Source organism: Flagellimonas rhodophyticola (genome assembly GCF_049332665.1).
GTDB lineage: Bacteria > Bacteroidota > Bacteroidia > Flavobacteriales > Flavobacteriaceae > Flagellimonas.
Genome location: NZ_CP186326.1, coordinates 66,830 through 87,628 on the forward strand (window position 1 = coordinate 66,830; position 20,799 = coordinate 87,628).

Below are 20,799 nucleotides of genomic sequence, written 5' to 3' on the forward strand. Positions count from 1 at the left end.
AATGCGCAAAAATAGGATAAAATCCATTCATGTCTAAAGTTAAGTACTATTACGATCCAGATACGCTTTCCTATCGGAAGATAGAGCCCAAAAAGTCCAAAAAATATCGGAATCTTTTCTTTTTTATTGTGGGTGCTGCGCTATTTGGACTTTTAGGCCTGATTGTGCTTCTCAATACTAATTTGCTGAATACTCCAAAAGAACTTTCCTTAGATCGAGAAGTACGTAATTATGAGCTCCAGTTTGAGATATTGACCAAAAAAATGGAGCAAATGGAGCAGGTTTTGGCAAACATTGAGGATCGTGACAACAATATTTACCGATTATATTTTGAGGCAAACCCTATCCCTGAAGAGCAAAGAAAAGCTGGTTTTGGAGGAGTAAATCGATATAAATCTTTAGAAGGATTCAACAATTCGGAAATTATTACCAACGCGACACAGCGATTGGATATCATTCAAAAACAAATGGTAATTCAATCCAAATCCTTGGATGAGATTGCCAAATTGGCCGAAGAAAAAGAAAAATTATTAGCATCCATTCCAGCCATTCAACCCGTTCGAAATGAAGATTTAACGCGAATGGCTTCTGGTTATGGATGGCGGTCAGACCCTTTTACCAAAGCTAGAAAAATGCATTGGGGCATGGATTTTACAGCTCCAAGAGGCGTGCCGATTTATGCCACTGGTGACGGAACTGTAAAACGAGCAGACAACCGTTCTTCAGGATATGGTAAACACATACGAATAGATCACGGTTATGGTTATATGTCCTTGTATGCCCACTTAAGTAAATACAACGTAACCAAAGGGCAAAAGGTAAAACGCGGGGATTTGATAGGTTTTGTAGGTAACACAGGGCGGTCAGAGGCTCCACATTTACACTATGAGGTGTTCAAAGATGAAGAACGTATCAACCCCATTAACTTCTACTATGGAAGTTTGACGGCGGAAGAGTTTGAAAATATGCTCAAATTCGCCAATCAAGAGAATCAATCCTTGGATTAATGCATGTAGACCTTCCTGAAAAACGATATTATGGCATTGGCGAAGTAGCCAAGGCCTTTGGCGTGAATACCTCTTTGATTCGTTTTTGGGAAAAGGAATTTGATGTGCTTCAACCCAAAAAAAACGCCAAGGGCAACCGAAAGTTCACCCCAAAGGATATCCACAACCTACAACTCATTTATCACTTGGTAAAAGAGCGTGGTTTCACCTTGGAAGGTGCCAAAATCCATTTAAAGGAAGAAAAGCAAAAGGTACTTTCCAATTTTGAGGTCATTCAAAAACTGCAAAAAGTGAAGGCCGAACTTTTGAAGATTAAAGATCAATTATAATTATAAACACTAAAACCATATAAAATGAAAAAATGGCTAATCCCATTAATCGTTATAGCAGTTATTGCATTTATAATTTATCAATGGGCAGTTGGGTTCAATAATACCGCAGTGCAATATGAAGCTGATGCGAAGACAGCTTGGTCCAACGTTGAAAGCTCATATCAACGAAGGAATGATTTGATAGGAAATTTAGTCAAAACGGTTCAAGGTGCTGCAGATTTCGAAAGAGGTACTTTAAAGGATGTTATTGAAGCAAGGGCTAAAGCCACTTCCACAACCATTGATGCCAACAATATAACACCTCAACAGTTAGCCGAATTCCAGCAAGCCCAAACTGGATTATCTTCTGCACTTTCCAGACTATTGGTTACCGTGGAACGCTACCCGGAACTAAAGGCTAACCAAAACTTTTTGGAACTACAATCCCAATTGGAAGGGACCGAGAATAGAATTAATGTTGCAAGGAACAGATACAATGAAAAGGTAAATATCTACGATGTTCATACTACTAAATTCCCAGGAAAATTGCTTGCAAGTTGGTTTGGTTTTGATGAAATGGCACGCTATAAAGCTGATCCGGGTTCTGAAAATGCAACAGATGTAAATTTCGATTCTAATTAGATATGTCACATGTAGAGGAGTTTTTAACTGCTGACGAGGAGCAGGAGATTGTCAATGCCATTCTTGAGGCTGAGAAAAATACATCCGGAGAGATTCGGGTGCATATTGAGGCAACAGCAAAAATGGACCACTTCAGTAGGGCACAACAGGTATTTCACTTATTAAAAATGGACAATACCAAAGATGAAAATGGGTTGTTGCTATATGTTGCGGTCAATGATAAAAAATTTGTTATTTACGGCGATACCGGAATCGACCGGGCCGTTCCTAAAGGTTTTTGGGACAGTACCAAAGATGTAATTGCCTCAAACTTTAAAAAAGGTGACTTTAAACAAGGAATTGTTGAAGGTGTACTGATGGCGGGAAAGGAGCTTAATGCACATTTTCCATGGGACCATACCGATACCAATGAACTGAGCGATGCCATATCCAAAGGTTAGTCTTTTTGTCGCTTTTTTATGTGTATCTCTCACTTGGGGACAGTTCACCATACCTGAAAAACCGCAAAAGCAGACTCGTGTTTATGATTATGTGAATCTATTGCCTGCTTCCCAAAGCAAAGCTTTGGAACAAAAGCTCATTCGTTATTCCGATAGTACTTCTACTCAAATCGTAATAGCGATTATTGCATCGACAGAGGGGGAGAACATCAACTACCTTGGTGCACAGTGGGGACAACAATGGGGGATTGGTCAAGCCAAAAAAGACAATGGAGTGCTTGTTCTTTTGGCTAGAGATGATAGAAGAATTGCCATTAATACAGGATACGGTGTTGAGGGCTCTTTGACCGATTTCATGTCAAAACGTATTATTGAATCGGTCATTATTCCAGAATTCAAAAAAGGCGATTACTACGGGGGCTTGGACAAAGGCACCGATGCTATTTTCAAAGTGCTTACCGGAGAATTTACTGAGGACCGAACTTTTGGAAACAATTCAGGTTTTCCTTTAAAATCACTCTTGCCCTTCATCATTTTTATTGTGATTTTGATTATCCTTTCCAGAGGTCGAAAAAACAATCGCAACAATCGAGGTGGTCGTGGAGGCCGAAACTCGGGCATGGATATTTGGGACATGATCATTCTAAGCAACATGGGGCGTAGTTCCCGTTCTTCTGGAGGAGGAGGTTTTGGCTCCGGCGGTTTTGGAGGCGGCTTCGGCGGAGGCGGTTTTGGAGGCGGTGGTGCCTCTGGCGGATGGTGACGCAACTTTAACCCCATCTCATCATCTCTAATAAAAAACTCCAGCTATGTTCTTAAAAAAGTTGATTCTTTACTCCATGCTTTTCAATGCAGTTATCTGCTCACAAGATGATACTATTGAAGACTGTTCCCTTGTTGACTGTGCAGCTGTTGATGATTTTGTATACTTCGAATTTATAGATAATACTACCGGCGCAAACCTTATCACAAATGGGGTTTACCCCCCGGACCAAATAGATATTTCGGACGCAAATGCCAATACAGTTGATTTTGAATTGCAAAAGGACTTTGAAAACCAAGACATTTTAATAATTAGCTTACAAGATGTACCTATCGGCGAGCAATCCTACCAAATAAGTCTGGGAGACGCGGCAACTTTCACTTTTGACCTAACCACTTTTGATGGAGCGGGTAGTTTTTGTTGCGGGCCATATACTGGTGTTGACGATGCCTCACTGTCCGGAATCGCAGGAGAGTTCACAAATAACGGCATCTTGCCTGTTAGAGTTACGGTTTTTGTTCCGGAGTAATGACTACTCCATCCGTTTATAAAAAATCTTGCTCACAATTTTCCATTCACCATCAACTTTTAGCAGATTCATAAAATCTACAAAAGTAAAGTCCTTATACTCCAACTCCAAGCGGGCATTAGCTGCATGACCAGATATGGTAATATCAGCAATTCTAGTTTTTCTATTTGATTTTGGTTTTGAGGCATCCATGCCCGAAAAAAACTCCAATGCATTTACTTCCTTATAGCCTTCTTTGGTAATGTATTTCATTGTGGCAGTTTCGTGAAAAGCCTTTTTTAAGGTATTAAAGTCATTATTGGTACCACCGTCCATGTAATAATTTAAGGTTTTTTCCACAAGTTGATAATCGGATTCTTGGGCATTTGCTGTGTAAAAAATACTTACTGAAAAGAACAATAAAAGAAGGTTGCGAATCATGGCTGTATTAGTTTTAAGTTATTGATGCTATCAATTTATCAATTTTGTGAGGCACTCGCTTTGTCATAAATCATAAATATTTCATAAGGTTAAGTCCTGCATACCAGAACCATCCGTATATCTTATCGAGTTATTCATAAACTCGGTGTGCCCCAACATCCATTTTTGAGCTATCTTGTCTGTGGTAAAGTCGCAGTATAATTAATTCCTATTTGGCATGTCGCGTTTTCTTCGAATTTTCTTTTTTTCTCTCTTTATCCTTTTAGTTTCTTGTAAAAAGAAAGCACCTATATCAGAAACCGATAATCTTTTCAAGTTCAAAGATTATATCAGCTACCATACACATGGTAATCAAAGTATCTCTGCACCCATAACCATAATTCTTGCCCAACAACTGAATCAGTTTGAGCTAACCCAAGAACTTCCCGAAGAATACCTGAAAATTTCTCCCAAGATTGAAGGGAACTTGTCTATCGAAAACGGAAGGGAACTTGTTTTTCAACCTTCAGAATACCTACAACCAGATACCGAATATGTTACAACCTTAGCACTGAACAAGCTTTTTGAAGATGTTGACCGTGACTTTAAAACGTATACTTTCAGTTTTAAGACAATAGCCCCTAATTTCAAGATCACTTTGGGTAATCTACAATCGTATAGCAAAAATTGGCAATATCTCTCCGGAACCCTAAACGCATCTGATGTATTGGATGCTTCAAAAATCAAGGATGTGCTTTCGGTTAAACAGGGGGATCAAGAGATTACGGTAAAATGGGATGGAAACGAGGAGAATGCCCAATATTTCAGCTTTAAAATCGATAGTATCTCGCGTAAAACAGAGGATAGCCAACTCAACATCAGTTGGACGGGGAAAAACATGGGTGTTGACAATGAAGGTGAAGAAACCTATACAATTCCGGGACTAAATAAGTTCGTTGTAGTGGATGCCAAAACCACATCTGCTCCCAATGCGGCCCTAACCTTGAATTTTTCGGAACCCTTAAAACAAAACCAAAACCTCAACGGTCTTGTAACCATTGAAAATGCACAAAACCTTCGTTATGAAATTGATGGAAATCTATTGAAAATTTATCCCTCCAACCGTATTCTTGGAGAAGTACGGGTGAACGTTTTTGAAGGCATTAAAAGTGAATATGGTTTCACCTTAAAAAATCAATTTTCAGAATTGGTGTCCTTCGAGCAATTAAAACCTGCTGTGCGGCTCATTTCCAAAGGGACTATTCTTCCAAATGCGAATTCCACTCCTATATACTTTGAAACGGTCAATCTTTCAGCCGTTGAAGTGAGGGTTATCCAAGTTTTTGAGAACAATATGTTACAATTTCTTCAAAATAATAACTTGACCCAGCAATACAATTCTGACCTCAGAACAGTTGGCAGAAGAGTGGCCCATAAAGTAATTCCGCTCTCAGAAAATGGAGATGAAAACACAAGTTATTGGAAAGCTCATGCATTAGACCTCTCTAAATTAATAAAGGTACATCCGGGCTCCCTATATCGGGTTGAGTTTAGCTTCAAAAAAGAACATACCACTTACGATTGTGGAAGTGCAGAAGATACTGAAGGTATTTCTGAAGTTGTTGCATCAACCTCAAACGATGAAACCCTGGAGGAGCGTTATTGGGACAATGAAATCTACAATTGGAGAAATTACGACTGGAACTGGGAAGAAAGGGACAATCCATGCTATAACGCCTATTACAACGACACTCGATTGGTTACCACAAATCTTCTCGGAAGCGATTTGGGTTTGATTGTAAAAAAAGGGAACAATCGCTCGTATCATTTTGCGGTTACCAATTTGCTTACCACAAAACCAGAGGCAAATGCAACGATAAAACTGTATAACTATCAGCAGCAACCCCTGGGTGAAATCGCTACCGATGCTTCTGGATTTGCAATTTTTGATAGCGATAAAAGTTTGGCCTTTGCTATCGCAGAAAAGGACAACAATTTCGCTTATGCAAAATTGGCTGATGGCAATGCACTTTCACTGAGTAAGTTTGATGTCTCTGGGGAAACTTTGCAAAATGGGCTTCAAGGCTTCCTATACACCGAAAGAGGGGTACACCGTCCAGGAGACACCGTACATTTAACCTTTGTATTGAATGACAAAAACAATCCTATTCCCGGCAATCATCCGGTTACCTTGGAGGTAAGCGATGCCCGTGGCAAACTTGTCCAAAGAAATGTGATCAAAGAAGGTTCAACACATATTGAAGGTGGACTTTATGCCAAAAAAGAAGGGGATTTTTATTATTTCCCAATACCCACAAAAACCGAAGCCCCAACAGGCACTTGGAATGCCAAAATAATCGTTGGTGGATCCGAATACAACAAAAGTTTAAAGATTGCCACTATAAAGCCCAACAGACTCAAAGTTGATTTTGTCTTCGAAGATGAAATTCTAAAAGCGAACAAAAACAATATTGGTCAGGCTAAAGTACAATGGCTTCATGGAGCCCCGGCTCGCAATCTAAAGATTGACATCAACGCTAACATAAAAAACGCACCTTCAGCCTTTCCGAAGTTTAACGATTACTCTTTTCAAGATCCAGTACGCACTTTCAATACATTGGAAAATCAATTTATCCAGTCCAAATTGGACGACAATGGGGTTCTCAACATCAATGAAAAAATCAACATAAATGGAAATGCCCCTGGAATGCTTCAAGCTACGTTTACCACAAAGGTATTTGAAGGAGGCGGCGACTTCTCTATTGATGTGTTTTCAAAAAAATTGGCCCCTTTTAGCCACTTTGTGGGGCTTCGTTCTCCTAAAGCGCGTAGATATGGTTCCTTTTTAACCGATGAAAGCACCGTGTTTGATGTAGTGAGTGTGAACGCTGACGGAAAATCTGTCGGAAATCGAAAATTAAAAGTTCAAATCTTTAAAATTGAATGGCGTTGGTGGTGGAACCGAGGTCGTGACAATCTTTCTCGCTATGAAAATGCCACTGTACATAGACCCTTTAAAGAATTATCGGTCACGACAGCGAACAACGGAAAAGGAAGTTTTAAAGTAAACATTCCCGATGATGACGGTGGACGTTTCCTGATTCGTGTAATTGATGAAGCTTCAGGTCATGCAACCGGACGCACAGCCTATTTCTATAGAAATTGGTGGAGAAGACCTGCTTCGGGTGATGCTGAAAGTTCAAAAATCCTGGTTTTCTCTGCAAACAAAGAAAAATATTCTCTAGGTGAAGAAGCTGTGGTTACTTTTCCTTCGGATAGAGGTGGCCGAGCCCTATTAAGTATTGAAAACGGTTCGGAAGTTTTATCCCAGCAATGGATTGAAACTTCCGCAAAGGAAACCAAAGCAACAATTCCCATTACCGCCGAAATGGCACCCAATGCTTACATCAATATTTCTTTATTACAACCGCATGGACAGGTTGTCAACGACCTACCTATTCGGCTGTATGGAGTGGTACCGTTATTGGTCGAAAACCCTGCAACGTATCTCAACCCAGAGCTTCAAATGCCGGACGTGTTAGAGCCTGAAACCTCATTTAAAGTAAGCGTCTCAGAGGCCAATAATAAGCCAATGACCTATTCTCTGGCTGTTGTGGATGAAGGGTTGTTGGACCTTACCCGATTTAAAACACCCGATATCCATGGTTCATTTTATGCAAGACAGGCTTTAGGGGTTAAAACGTTTGACATTTTTGATGATGTCATGGGAGCGTATTCCATAAGTGTCGATAATATCTATGAAATTGGTGGCGGCGGAATTGGAGAAGGCGCCAAGAATCGAAAAGCCCAGCGCTTCAAGCCAGTAGTAAGCTATTTGGGCCCATTCAATTTAAAGGCAGGTGAAAAAGCTTCCCATGCCATAGATATGCCCAACTATGTGGGTTCGGTCCGTACCATGCTGATCGCAGGAAACCCAAACAGTGCCTATGGTAATGCTGAAAAAGCCTCACCAGTTCGAAAACCTTTAATGGTCTTGACATCCTTACCCAGAAAACTGTCTCCAGGTGAAAAAGTTACTATTCCAGTCACAGTCTTTGCCATGGAAAAAAAGGTGAAAAATGTAAAAGTTTCTGTAGATGCAGGGAAAGCACTGGAGCCATTAGGTGCTACTTCAAAAAACATCACTTTTAATACCGTCGGTGAACAAATAGTGAATTTTGATTTCAAAGTGAATCCGAGCAAATCCTTTCAAACTATAAAAGTAATGGCATCCGGAGCTGGTGAAAATGCTAGCAACGAAATTGAAATTGATGTGGAGAATCCAAATCCGATGACTACTAAAAGTAATCTGTATACTTTGGATGCAAATCAATCTGAATCCATAGTGCTTGAACCTTTTGGAACCTCGGGAACCAATGAAGCCACAATTGAATTTTCAACCCTCCCTCCCATGGATTTTTCCAAGCGTTTGGAATATCTCATACGATATCCGCACGGTTGTGTGGAGCAAACTACCTCAGCTGCGTTTCCACAATTATTTTTGGATGATGTACTGGATATTACCTTCGATAAGAAAAAAGAAGCTGAGAAAAACATTAAAGCCGCTATCAAAAGACTAAACGATTTCCAAACTTCCAGTGGAGGCCTAAGCTACTGGGCTGGCTATAGCAGCGCCGATGATTGGGGCACCTCCTACGCAGGCCATTTTATGTTGGAAGCCAAACAAAAAGGATATCAACTGCCACTAACTTTTTTAAGTAATTGGTTACGCTATCAAAAGAACACTGCCCGACAATGGAGCAATCAGCAAACCCGATATAATGACGATATAGCCCAAGCCTACCGTTTGTATACACTGGCGCTGGCCCAAAAGCCAGAATTAGCGGCAATGAACCGTCTTCGGGAAACAAAAAACCTGAGCAATGAGGCTAAATGGCGACTGGCAGCTGCCTACGCCTTGGTTGGCAAAAAAGAAGTGGCGAAAGAGCTTGCCCAAATTGCCAATATCGATTTTAGACCAAACTCTTATAATTATCGAACCTATGGTTCTGTGTTCAGAAACAGGGCTATGGCTTTAGAGACTATGGTCATTTTAGGCGACTCCCAACAAAGGGATTTAGCGGTTTCCCTAGCTAAAAATCTTTCTTCACAAAGATGGTATAGCACCCAAGAAACTTCGTATGCCCTCTTGGCAATGGCCAAAATGGTAAAGAAAAGTGGTGGTAAATCTTTAGATTTAACTTTTACCAATAATGGAAAAGAGATTGTTGTAAAAACCGATAGGGCAATCGCACAACGGAATCTTGTTATTTCGGCGGCAAGGGAAGATATCCAGGTCAAAAACAATCAAAACAATACCATTTATGCAACACTGGTGCAAAGTGGTAAGCTCCCTGTCGGACAAGAATTGGCCCAAGAACAAAATCTAAGACTTTCTGTTGATTACCTTGATGCCGTTGGAAACCGAATCGATGTTTCCCAATTGCGTCAAGGAACCGAATTACAGGCAAAATTGACTGTTTTTAATAGCTCCAATGATTACATCGATAATTTGGCCTTAACGCAGATTGTTCCAAGTGGGTGGGAGATTGTGAACACCTCCTACGCTGGAACTAGTGACACCAATTCAAGCAAAGCAGAGTACATTGATGTGCGTGATGACCGAACTCATTTTTATTTTGATTTGGCCGGAAAGAAGACCAAAACATTCATTGTAAAGCTCAACGCCTCTTTCCTAGGAGAATATTACCTACCCGGGTCACAGGTTGAAGCCATGTATGATGACAACTACCAAGCCAGAAACAAGGGAAAATGGATTTCAATCGTGCAATGATCTCATAGATGAAATGGAAATTGGCAATAAAAAGAATTGCACTAAAACATAAGTTCAAACTATCTGTTTTAGCAATTTTCTTTTTCATCTGGCTCTTTTGTTTGCCCAAGATCTTGTTTGAAGAGCCAACTTCAACTGTGGTCACCAGTTATGATGGAGTTTTGATAGGTGCCCGGATTGCTGACGATGGACAGTGGCGTTTCCCGCAAATGGATTCCATACCTAAACGTTTTAAGCAGAGCGTTCTATTGTTTGAGGATGAATATTTTTATAAACATCCTGGATTCAATCCGATTTCCATTTTCAATGCCATAAAGCACAACCTTACGAAGCAAACTCGGCGCGGTGGGAGCACCATAACCCAGCAGATAATTCGGTTGAGTAGAAAAAACAAATCCCGAACCTACTTTGAGAAGTGTATTGAGCTCTTTTTGGCCACTCGATTAGAATTTCGGCACTCTAAGGAAGATATTCTAAAACTATATGCCACGCATACGCCTTATGGTGGAAATGTGGTTGGGTTGGAAACAGCTTCATGGCGTTATTTTGGTATTCCATCACATGAATTGAGCTGGGGACAATCTGCCACCTTAGCAGTTTTACCTAATGCTCCGTCCTTAATTTTTCCCGGCCGGAATGAACAGGCTTTGCTTCAAAAACGTAATCGTTTGCTTAAAAAGCTACGGGATACTAATCATATTGACCAAACCACGTATGAGTTGGCCATTTTGGAACCGTTGCCACAAAAACCACGTCCCTTGCCCAATCTTGCTCCCCATCTTACAGAGCGTATTAAAAAAGAGCATCCTGGCAAACGCATTCAAACATCCATTGATAGGCATTTGCAAAATCAAGCGAATCTTTTGGCGGAACGCCATTACAACCAACTGAAAAGCAACGAAATCTATAATCTGTCCATTCTGGTATTGGATGTGAAGACAAGAAAAGTGCTCAGCTATGTTGGAAATTCGCCCACCTCTAGAGACCATGGAAATTATGTGGATATCATCACCCGAAAGAGAAGTACAGGAAGCACCTTAAAACCGTTTTTATTTGCCTCACTTCTGCATGAAGGACAACTGTTGCCAAATAGTTTGGTCAAGGATATCCCAACTGTGATCAATGGTTACAATCCGAAGAATTTCAACAAAAAACATGCTGGAGCTGTACCTGCCAGTAGAGCACTTTCACGTTCCTTAAATGTGCCCGCGGTCCGGTTGTTAAGACAATTTGGACTTCAAAAATTCTATAATAAACTCCATAAAATGAATTTAAAATCATTGGACAGGCCCGCCAGTCATTATGGTCTTCCCCTTGTTTTAGGTGGTGCGGAAAGTTCATTATGGGATGTTACCAAAACCTATGCTTCTGCAGCTTCCACACTGAATTATTTTTTATCCAATTCAAGCACATATCGCACCAATGAATTTGTTGAACCAACCTATTTTCAGCAGTCTAAAGCTAATTTTGGCACCGAACAATTCGAGCCTACCGTTTTAAATGCCGGTTCGTTGTACCATACTTTTAAATCTTTACAAGAGGTAAATCGTCCTGAAGGAAACGAAAATTGGCAGTTTTTTGATTCATCACAGGCTATTGCATGGAAAACAGGTACCAGTTTTGGGTTTAAAGATGCTTGGGCGGTTGGGGTAACCCCAAAATATGCCATCGGAGTCTGGGTTGGAAATGCCGATGGCGAAGGAAGGCCAGGACTAACAGGAATTACTGCTGCCGCTCCCCTTCTTTTTGATGTTTTGGATGCATTACCACAAAGTGGATGGTTTCAGGAACCCTTTGACGACTTGGCAGAACTGGAAATTTGTACGGAAACCGGTTTCAGAGCTTCCATCTTTTGTGATACCACCCAAAAAGAACTACTACCCATAAAAGGAACCAGAAGTCAAACATGTCCCTATCACCATCAAATATTTTTGGATAAAAATGAGAAGTATCGAGTAAATTCAGACTGCTATGCCCTGGAAAACATGGTGCAGAAAAACTGGTTCAGTTTGCCGACGGTAGTTGAGTATTATTATGTCAATTCGCATCCAAATTATAAAAGTTTGCCCTCCTTTTTAGAAGGCTGCTATGCCGAGGAAAAGCAGTTGATGGAATTCATATATCCAAAAAACAATGAAGAAATTCTGCTTCCCCGGGATTTAGGCAAAATTTCCAAGGAAATCATATGTAAATTGGCGCACCAACAATCTGAAAGCACAGTACACTGGTACTTGGACGAAACGTATATCGGTTCGACCTCTAACTTTCATGAATTGATTATTGAAACTCAACTAGGAAATTACAAACTAACAGCTGTTGACGACGAAGGGAACCGAATTCAACAAAATTTGAATGTTCAAATGGCGGCTGAAAACTAAAATCTACTTCTTCCGCATAAAAATGGTAATAGGTACCCCGCTAAAATCAAAGTTTTCCCTGAGCTGGTTTTCCAAAAAACGCTTGTAGGGTTCCCGCACATATTGCGGCAAATTGCAGAAAAATGCAAATTGCGGATAAGGTGTTGGCAGTTGGGTACAGAACTTTATTTTTACAAATTTCCCCTTGTATGCAGGTGGTGATGTCTTCTCAATTATGGGCAACATGATATCGTTCAACTTTCGGGCAACAATCTTTTTTGAACGATTTTTATACACATCTACAGCAGTTTCAATCGCTTTAAAAATGCGCTGTTTTGTCAACACAGAAATGAAAAGAATCGGCACATCATCAAAAGGCTCTATGGCCTTTTTAATTTTTTGGGTGTATTCTTTAACGGAATTGGTTTCTTTTTCAACCAAATCCCATTTGTTCACCAAAATTACCACTCCTTTGTTATTGCGTTGGGCCAACCAAAAGATGTTCTGTACTTGTCCATCAAACCCACGTGTGGCATCCACCAATAATATACAGACGTCGCAGTGCTCAATTGCTCTTACGGATCGCATTACGGAATAAAATTCCAGGTCTTCTCTAACCTTGGCTTTCCTACGGATCCCGGCGGTATCCACCAAATTGAACTCAAACCCGAACCTGTTGTATTTGGTATCTATACTATCCCGAGTGGTCCCTGCGATATCCGTAACAATGTAACGGTCTTCGCCTATCAGAGCATTTATAAAAGATGATTTTCCGGCATTGGGTCTTCCGACTACGGCAAAACGCGGTAATTCGCTCTCTTCTTCTTCAACTTCCGGAAGTACTTCTACCAAAGCATCCAATAATTCTCCTGTTCCACTGCCGTTAATGCTGGATAGGGTATAATATTCACCAAGTCCCAAGGCATAAAACTCGACTGCATCAGTTTCTCTTTGGGCATTGTCGACCTTGTTGACGGCCAAAAAAACGGGTTTGTCCACCTTTCGAAGTAATCGAGATACGTCTTCATCCATCCCTGTGACACCAGATTCCACATCTACCATAAAAATAATGGCATCAGCCTCATCGATAGCGAGTTCTACCTGTTTGTCAATTTCCTGTTCAAAGATGTCATCACTTCCAAGAACATATCCACCCGTATCAATCAACGAAAACTCCTTTCCATTCCAATCGCTTTTACCATAATGGCGGTCACGGGTAACCCCGCTTACGGCATCAACAATAGCCTCGCGACGCTGTATTAATCGATTAAAAAAAGTGGATTTCCCTACATTAGGCCTTCCCACAATGGCTACAATAGCGCCCATCTGCATCAAATTTTGGCAAAAGTACCACTATTTATGAAGAAAAAATTATACCTTTTTTAATCAATGTCAACTACTTATGAGTGATTTTACCAATGAAATTGTTTTAAGACCACGATTTGAGTTGTCTTTTGAAGCCGAGGTGGAACAATTAAAACAGGTTTTTGATGCTTCTTCGAGAGATCCTTTTATGGTAAAACGCTTGGATGAGCACATCTACATCCGGTTTAAGAAGAAGGCCACAACATTTTGGACCCCACAATTGCATTTGGAACTTACTTCATTTGAAAAGGGAATAAGCAAGATTCATGGCGTATTTGGTCCAAATCCTTCGCTTTGGACATTTTTTATGTTCCTGCATTTTGGAGTTGGGACACTTTTTCTGATTCTTGGCGTATTTGCATATTCAAACTACTCCTTAGGAAAGGACGTTACCTTATGGGTTACCGGAATGGGATTTTTAATTTTGATATGGTTTGTTTTGTATGCTTTTGGACGCATGGGAAAATCGAAAGGTGAACCACAAATGCATCAACTTAAAGGCTATCTGAAAGAACTAATTGCGGATTTCAAGCCCATTTGATAAAAGGTTCAAATTCCGTATTAATTATTGTATCCAAAACGTTTGAGTTGTCTAGAATTGCTACGCCAATTTTTATTCACCTTAACATAGAGTTCTATATGAACTTGCTTATCGAAGAATTTTTCCAAGTCCTTTCTGGATTCAACCCCTACTCTTTTCAGCGCACTACCCTTATGCCCTATAATTATGCCCTTTTGTGTATCACGTTCCACCATGATTACTGAACGAATCCTAATGATCTTTTCATCCTCAAAAAATTCCTCAGTCTCCACCTCAACAGCATATGGAATTTCCTTTTTATAGTGCATCAATATTTTCTCCCGAATGGTTTCATTGACAAAAAAACGCTCTGGTTTATCGGTTAATTGGTCCTTGGGATAGTATGGTGGTGCTCCTGGAAGTAATTGCAGAATTCTATCAAAAACTTCCTTTACATTAAAGTTTTCCAATGCTGAAATCGGATGGATTTCTGCTTCTGGCAGTAAATTTTGCCAATGTTGTATTTGTTCTTCCAACACTTGCTGTTCGGAAGTATCTATTTTATTGATGAGTAACAATACCGGGATTTTACTACTCTGAATTTTTTTGAAGAAAGCCTCATCTTTTAAAGCTTTTTCACCTATCTCAACCATATAGAGCAGCACATCGGCATCTTCAAAGGCTGATTTTACAAAATCCATCATGGCATTCTGCATTTCATAGGCCGGTTTGATAATTCCCGGGGTATCGGAAAGAATAACCTGAAAATCATCTCCATTTACAATTCCAAGAATTCGGTGTCTTGTTGTCTGTGCTTTTGAGGTAATAATCGACAATTTCTCCCCCACAAAGGCATTCATTAAAGTCGACTTCCCTACATTGGGATTACCAATAATATTGACAAAACCTGCCTTATGTTTTTGCATTCTTCATTTTTGAAAAGTACGTCTTGGCCGCGGCATTCACCTTAGGCGCCAGCAATATTACAGCAATCATATTTGGGATTACCATTAATGCATAGGACAAATCTATGAGGTTTTTAACCAATTCTAGCGAAGCAACTGCAGCAAATACAATTAGAATCACAAAGTAATGGTTATAAAATCGACCTATTTTGGCATTGGTCAGAAAGGAAAGGCATTTTACTCCGTAATAGGAATAGGTAAATAAGGTGGACAATGCAAAAGCGGTAACAATGATCATCAACAGATCATCGCCATAACCGAATAAGGTGGTTCTAAAAGCTTGAAGTGTCATTACAATTCCGCTAGAATCCTCTAAATAAGCACCGCTAAGAATAATGACAACGGCAGTAAAGGTACAGACCAAAATGGTATCTATAAATGGTCCGAGCATGGCCACCAATCCCTCCCGAATAGGTTCATCGGTCTTGGACTGACCGTGATACATGGGTGCACTACCCAAACCAGCTTCGTTAGAAAACATGGCTCTCTTCACCCCAATAATGACCAATCCCCAAAATCCGCCTGTAACAACGGTCTTGAAATCCCATGCTTCTGAAACAATCATTTTTAACGCTGGAATCACTTGAGAAGCATTCATTACCATCACCACAATAACCGCTACCAAGTATACCATGACCATAAATGGAACTATGGCAGTCGCTACCTTAGCGATTTTTGATAATCCTCCAAAAATCACAAATGATGAAACTATGGCCAGAACAATGCCAACAATCAGTTTCCAATTGAATAATGGGTCAGCTTCGGTCCCACCGAGCGCAACAAGACTCTCTTCAGGTTGAACAACGCTCATAAAGGTTTCGGTAAACTGATTCGCCGTAAAAACGCCCAAAAATCCAAAAATACCAGAAATACAAAAGAAGATTGCTAAAGGCTTGTACTTCTCTCCCAATCCCTTGGTAATATAATACATGGGGCCGCCTTGCAGTTTTCCTTCGGAATCTTCACCTCTAAACATAATGGACAAGCTACAAGAGTAGAACTTGATACACATCCCTATCAAGGCTGTCATCCAAATCCAAAAGACCACTCCGGGTCCACCATCGTGGATGGCTATGGCTACGCCCGATATATTTCCCAAGCCCACGGTTGCCGCAACCGCTGCGGACAAAGCCTGCAAGGAACTGACATCCCCTTTGGCATTCTTATCATCATATTTGCCCCTTGTAATGGCGATAGCATGACCAAAAAAACGATAGGGCAATAGTTTGGAATAGAAAATTAGAAATAAACCTCCGCCTATTAATAGGACGAACATAGGCCAGTTTGCCCATGAATTGGCGTTGACCAAAAAATCATTGATGAGTTCCATGGTTTCGAAGGTAGTTATTTCGATTAAAATTTAGCCAAAGGATATCAATTCACTTTATTTTTCAAATCAAAACGACTCTAATTTGGAAATAAGCCAAAAACGGTTGTATATTTGCCGTCCACATCGCGGGATAGAGCAGTAGGTAGCTCGTCGGGCTCATAACCCGAAGGTCACAGGTTCGAGTCCTGTTCCCGCTACTAGAAAAGAAAAGGCTTCCAATAAATTGGGAGCCTTTTCTAATTAAAGACAGTTTTATAAACAATGTCATTCGGAAGATTAGTACTTTCAAAAATTGACAGACCCATTTCAACTAATTGCAACATATTACCTTAAGTGCCGTGTTGGAGATTTTTGTTTCAGAATAGCTTCGACTTCCTCAACGGTCAAAGTTTCTGCAATCACATGCGTAATTTTACTTGCCGTTAAACCAATTTCCATCTTGTATTTCAGCTTTTTAGAATTTTTCTAATATCCATCTAAATCTGTGTATGCATTGTTTTATTGAACTTAATGGTTAATAAATCCTAGATTTAACCGTCCTATGATTTAAACCGGATTTTATAACAAGTCTTAAAAATGCATTCATAAGATATCCCAGTCTGTTTCGGCTTTTTTCATCATTCAGATAAATATCCACCACAGAACCTGCGCCACCAAGAAGTTCGGCAGAAATCACTTTACTTTTAAACCCTTCCTGATCTTCTTTGTAAACGGTTGATAGAATTTGCATCATCCAATTCGCCTGGGCCGAATAAGCTGAGTCACGAAGAATCTCGTGAATCTCTGTCAACAAGATTGTAAATTGTTCTTTGTTGTCTTCTGAGAAATCTATCTGATATGTCCTTTTTTTAAAGATTCCGAACATCATTTATTTTAACTTAGAATGATTCTAATGGAAATGGTCATATTTAAAAATTCATTCAATATGGATTTCGGATAACAACTGTTCACCAAAGTAGACTTTTCCTTTTTTAAAATCTTTTCCAACATTAAAAGACAAACCTAATCTTCTAGAGCTTAATTTTTTGTATCCATAGTAATATGTGATAGTTTTCGGTTTTTGCTTTTTGAATATAGTGGAATTTGGAGCAATGGAAATTTTTGCTTCACAATCCTTGTATCCTGATATGCTATAATCCTTGAAGGTATCTCTTATTTCTGGTTTGTATTTAAGTAGGTAAATTTGGTAATCTTTATCTATTAAGGGCTCATGGAGAAGACGGGGAAATCCTTGGTACTCAGATAAATTCAAAAGCCTTACATCCATAGGTCTAAGCCTTTCTCTACGTTTTTCATCAAGCAAATAAAATTTATTTGGGTCAAGCCGTACTCTTTTCCGGGAGTTCGAATTTACTTTGAAAACCAGCCTTACTTTTTTTTGGTTGCTGTTAGCATATACACTGTAGTTCGTGGAATTAGTTGTTATTTTTGGTTCTTTTTTTGCCTTTATCAATTCAAAGCTGAAGTCATCACCGTAAACAACATTTGATTTTTGGCCAAAAGTTGTTTGCCCTAAAACAAGTACTATACAAACAAGAAATTTCATTATCATCCTTTATTTCAACTTTGATTTATCAATTTCATCGCTAGTCTCGACTTGAAATACCACATATGTATTTACCAATTAAAATCATTTATCAGCGCTTTCTTAAAAAGAACTTTGATGGTATCGTTGTTTGCTAAGTAAATATGGTGAATCTTATTCTCTCCCATAACTAACTCTCTGTGATCTAAAAAGAGCAACTCCTTGTCAAGATCTTCAGGGACTGATTGAAACGCATGGTTCTCTTCTTTTTTGGCAAATTTTATATACAATACGTCACGATCCTCCAGGTTCATAATATTGATTGAGTAGTAGGGGTCTTGTGGCAAGGTGGCATTATACACAATCTTATCATTTTTTGGAGACCAATTAAGGGCAAAGGATTCTGGTTTGGTCAATTGCGTAAGAGTGTCAACCTTCCCATTCACTACATTTTTTACCAACAACTGGGAATGTCCATTTCCTTTCTTAAAATAGGCTATTTTTTCTCCATCGGGCGATAATACCTGCTGTTGGTTAATTTCAAGATTTTTATATTGACCTATAGCCAAAAATACAAGAATTGACACCATAAAAAACAGCAGAATTGGCTTTCTTTTCCTTACATATACCGGTATGTCATCTTTAGAAATCGCAACCTTTTTCACCTCTACTAACAATCGATACCCTTTTTTGGGAATCGTCTCGATAAATTTTGGTTCGCTGCGTGAATCTCCAAATATTTTACGCAGTTCTGAAATGGCTTTGTTCAAGGAATTTTCGGTTACCACAATACCTTTCCATACTTTATTATAAAGTTCCTCCTTTGTGACTACATTACCATTGGCCTCAATAAGAACTACCAGTACTTGAACTATTTTGTTCTGTGTTCTGATCCTTTTCTTCCCTTTGGCTATTTCAAGAGCCTCTGGGTCTATGGTCCAACCAGTAATCAGATACTTTATATTTTGTCCTTCCATGCGTAATCCAGATATATTTCAGAACCAACATTTAGGGCATCTCATTAATTCAGAAAGAATTCAGAAAAACTACCCCCAATCTAACTCTTTGGTTTCTAGTATTGTGGAATTAAAAGTAAACAAAGATGAAAAAAATGTTGATACGATTCTTGGTTCCTTGTCTGTTTCTGGTTTTGTCAACACCTTCCGTTGGACAATTATTTGAACGGCGAACTATTGAGGAAATATCTTTCAGTTCCCAAGTCCTTAAGGAGAAAAGGCCCATACTCATTTCCAAACCTACGTTGTATGAAGAAAGAAACGAAAGGTATTTTGTAGTATATGTTCTAGATGGGAACATGAATACCGGTTTTACTTCTGGAATTGCCGAACTTTTGTATCAAAGTGGTTTTCCAAGATTGTTGGTTATTGGGATTCCAAGTACATATCGCGATAGAGACCTAACTCCCACCGCCTATGGAGAAACCACGTCTGGTGGAGGAGCGGATAATTTTTTGCGTTTTCTTAAGGAGGAACTTATACCATATGTTGACGAAAACTATCGCACCCATGATTTTAAAGTTCTTATAGGACACTCATTTGGGGGTCTATTTGCTACACACACCCTATACACAGAACCTGACCTTTTTAACGCGTATGTTGCAATAACACCTACCGTCGTTTACGACAACTTCTATTCTGGAAATAAATTGAGAAGATTTTTCCGTAATAAGAATACCTTACCGACATCGTTCTTTTTTTCAGTGGGAAATGAACCCAACCCCGAAGGAGATGCAGTATTTCATCTCAATGAATTATTCAAAAAAGAAGCCCCGTCCGATCTTAGTTGGAAATTTGAATACTATCGAAAAGAAAACCATTCCACTACCCCTCTTATTGCAACATTGGATGGACTTCGTTTTATATTTCAAGATCTTGTTTTAGAAGATGAAATTGTCAAGATCAAAGGGCTGGAGTATTTGAAAACATATTATGCCAATTTGAAAAATAAATATAATATACCTATCAAAGTTCCTCAAAGGACATTAATGAACTATGGTTACTACCTTATGGAGAATAGTCGAAATGATGAGGCACTGGATGTATTTGGGTTTTATGCGGAGATACACCCTACAATCCCAGTGCCGTATGATGCAATGGCAGATATTTATATCAAAAACAACGATAAGAAGAAGGCTATTTTTTGCCTTGAGACATTATTAAAGATGAATCCTGGCTATGATTATGCAAAAAAAAGACTTGATAAGCTAAATGGAAATTGAACGACTAGTGCCAAAAACACCGCCAATATCTCCATATATATTGTCATCTAAAATATAGATTGATTCTTGACTAACTGTATATGATAAAAAAAGAAGGACCCTGACCAAAACTAGAAATGTGCTTTGTATTCTCATCCTTTATTTGAACTATTAGTTAGTTTGAAAACCATTCTTCAAATTTGATTAAATCTTCTCCAATTTCAATATTGTAATCTAAGCTGTCAACAACAATCCTGCCTAAAACTCCATTTAATTGAGAGGCGGAATAGTATGAACTTAAAATTCCTCTTAAAGATTCTAACACTTCATTATTTGGATGGTTTTCAATGGCTGAGTCCAATTTAAGAAGTAGCTTTTCTTTTTCCTCTTCAAATTTCATTCTTAAGAATTATCGTTTTTCTGAACTTTGAACAACCAGTTAGTTCTTGATTAAATCTCTTACAAACTGTATAACTAAATCTAATACGAATATTCCTGAGATTACAAGTAGTACTGATATATAAACAAAGAAATCCCAAGGACCAGAGCCGGTAAAAAGGTAAAGGCCAATAAAAAACAATATGCTAACAATTAGAAGTATTAATGCCAGTCGATTCAATATGGTTTTTTGGTA

The 20,799-nt window shown here is 39.2% G+C and carries 18 protein-coding genes and 1 tRNA gene; 11 read left to right on the forward strand and 8 right to left on the reverse strand.

The window, feature by feature from the left end:
• The first annotated feature begins 29 nt into the window (after window positions 1-29).
• Genes ACOKFG_RS00315 through ACOKFG_RS00340 form a run of 6 tightly spaced genes read left to right on the forward strand, consistent with a single transcriptional unit; the run spans window position 30 to window position 3,692 of the window.
• Entirely contained in the window at window positions 30-1,007 is a 978-nt protein-coding gene (locus tag ACOKFG_RS00315) for a M23 family metallopeptidase (protein WP_299487729.1), read from the forward strand.
• Complete coding sequence (locus tag ACOKFG_RS00320; protein WP_298791795.1) at window positions 1,007-1,336, forward strand: MerR family transcriptional regulator; 330 nt, start codon at window positions 1,007-1,009, stop codon at window positions 1,334-1,336. The genes ACOKFG_RS00315 and ACOKFG_RS00320 overlap by 1 nt, the downstream gene beginning before the upstream one ends.
• A gap of 24 nt (window positions 1,337-1,360) precedes the next feature.
• Window positions 1,361-1,960 (forward strand): LemA family protein, encoded by a 600-nt coding sequence (locus tag ACOKFG_RS00325; protein WP_299487727.1) that lies wholly within the window; start codon window positions 1,361-1,363, stop codon window positions 1,958-1,960.
• 2 nt (window positions 1,961-1,962) lie between these two features.
• Complete coding sequence (locus ACOKFG_RS00330) at window positions 1,963-2,400, forward strand: TPM domain-containing protein (RefSeq protein WP_422861654.1); 438 nt, start codon at window positions 1,963-1,965, stop codon at window positions 2,398-2,400.
• Window positions 2,381-3,163, forward strand: a complete 783-nt coding sequence (locus ACOKFG_RS00335; RefSeq protein WP_299487723.1) for a TPM domain-containing protein — start codon at window positions 2,381-2,383, stop codon at window positions 3,161-3,163. The genes ACOKFG_RS00330 and ACOKFG_RS00335 overlap by 20 nt, the downstream gene beginning before the upstream one ends.
• Before the next feature lie 46 nt (window positions 3,164-3,209).
• Complete coding sequence (locus ACOKFG_RS00340; protein WP_299487721.1) at window positions 3,210-3,692, forward strand: hypothetical protein; 483 nt, start codon at window positions 3,210-3,212, stop codon at window positions 3,690-3,692.
• A 3-nt stretch (window positions 3,693-3,695) separates the two neighbouring features.
• Here the strand turns inward: ACOKFG_RS00340 and ACOKFG_RS00345 are convergent, their stop codons facing one another.
• Window positions 3,696-4,112 carry a nuclear transport factor 2 family protein gene (locus tag ACOKFG_RS00345; protein ID WP_298791799.1) on the reverse strand — a complete coding sequence of 139 codons (417 nt, stop codon included), beginning with the start codon at window positions 4,110-4,112 and terminating at the stop codon, window positions 3,696-3,698.
• Window positions 4,113-4,329: 217 nt separating this feature from the next.
• Here ACOKFG_RS00345 and ACOKFG_RS00350 point away from each other — a divergent pair, with 217 nt between their 5' ends.
• The gene (locus ACOKFG_RS00350) at window positions 4,330-9,885 is read left to right on the forward strand and encodes an alpha-2-macroglobulin family protein (RefSeq protein ID WP_422861655.1); all 5,556 of its coding nucleotides are present in this window, start codon (window positions 4,330-4,332) and stop codon (window positions 9,883-9,885) included.
• Window positions 9,886-9,893: 8 nt separating this feature from the next.
• Window positions 9,894-12,263 carry a penicillin-binding protein 1C gene (pbpC, locus tag ACOKFG_RS00355; RefSeq protein WP_422861656.1) on the forward strand — a complete coding sequence of 790 codons (2,370 nt, stop codon included), beginning with the start codon at window positions 9,894-9,896 and terminating at the stop codon, window positions 12,261-12,263.
• Window positions 12,264-12,266: 3 nt separating this feature from the next.
• On the opposite strand, the gene der is transcribed toward pbpC, so the two are convergent.
• Window positions 12,267-13,568 (reverse strand): ribosome biogenesis GTPase Der, encoded by a 1,302-nt coding sequence (gene der / locus ACOKFG_RS00360; RefSeq protein ID WP_422861657.1) that lies wholly within the window; start codon window positions 13,566-13,568, stop codon window positions 12,267-12,269.
• A gap of 76 nt (window positions 13,569-13,644) precedes the next feature.
• Between der and ACOKFG_RS00365 the strand changes: the two genes are divergently transcribed.
• Entirely contained in the window at window positions 13,645-14,148 is a 504-nt protein-coding gene (locus tag ACOKFG_RS00365; RefSeq protein WP_298791803.1) for a GTP-binding protein, read from the forward strand.
• Window positions 14,149-14,168: 20 nt separating this feature from the next.
• On the opposite strand, the gene era is transcribed toward ACOKFG_RS00365, so the two are convergent.
• Window positions 14,169-15,053, reverse strand: coding sequence for a GTPase Era (gene era, locus ACOKFG_RS00370; protein ID WP_298791804.1), 885 nt, complete (start codon window positions 15,051-15,053; stop codon window positions 14,169-14,171).
• Window positions 15,040-16,422, reverse strand: a complete 1,383-nt coding sequence (locus ACOKFG_RS00375; RefSeq protein WP_298791805.1) for an amino acid carrier protein — start codon at window positions 16,420-16,422, stop codon at window positions 15,040-15,042. Before ACOKFG_RS00375 ends, era begins: the two co-directional genes overlap by 14 nt.
• A gap of 124 nt (window positions 16,423-16,546) precedes the next feature.
• Between ACOKFG_RS00375 and ACOKFG_RS00380 the strand changes: the two genes are divergently transcribed.
• Window positions 16,547-16,619, forward strand: a tRNA-Met gene (locus ACOKFG_RS00380).
• 317 nt (window positions 16,620-16,936) lie between these two features.
• On the opposite strand, the gene ACOKFG_RS00385 is transcribed toward ACOKFG_RS00380, so the two are convergent.
• The 3 genes from ACOKFG_RS00385 to ACOKFG_RS00395 all read right to left on the reverse strand — a co-directional run bounded on the left by ACOKFG_RS00385 (window position 16,937) and on the right by ACOKFG_RS00395 (window position 18,924).
• Window positions 16,937-17,290, reverse strand: a complete 354-nt coding sequence (locus ACOKFG_RS00385) for a hypothetical protein (protein ID WP_299487713.1) — start codon at window positions 17,288-17,290, stop codon at window positions 16,937-16,939.
• A 48-nt stretch (window positions 17,291-17,338) separates the two neighbouring features.
• Complete coding sequence (locus tag ACOKFG_RS00390; RefSeq protein ID WP_298791809.1) at window positions 17,339-17,968, reverse strand: hypothetical protein; 630 nt, start codon at window positions 17,966-17,968, stop codon at window positions 17,339-17,341.
• Window positions 17,969-18,039: 71 nt separating this feature from the next.
• Window positions 18,040-18,924 (reverse strand): winged helix-turn-helix domain-containing protein, encoded by an 885-nt coding sequence (locus ACOKFG_RS00395; RefSeq protein WP_299487709.1) that lies wholly within the window; start codon window positions 18,922-18,924, stop codon window positions 18,040-18,042.
• Window positions 18,925-19,049: 125 nt separating this feature from the next.
• Here ACOKFG_RS00395 and ACOKFG_RS00400 point away from each other — a divergent pair, with 125 nt between their 5' ends.
• Entirely contained in the window at window positions 19,050-20,186 is a 1,137-nt protein-coding gene (locus ACOKFG_RS00400; protein ID WP_299487706.1) for an alpha/beta hydrolase-fold protein, read from the forward strand.
• A gap of 154 nt (window positions 20,187-20,340) precedes the next feature.
• Here the strand turns inward: ACOKFG_RS00400 and ACOKFG_RS00405 are convergent, their stop codons facing one another.
• Entirely contained in the window at window positions 20,341-20,565 is a 225-nt protein-coding gene (locus tag ACOKFG_RS00405; RefSeq protein ID WP_299487703.1) for a hypothetical protein, read from the reverse strand.
• Window positions 20,566-20,799 lie beyond the last annotated feature (234 nt).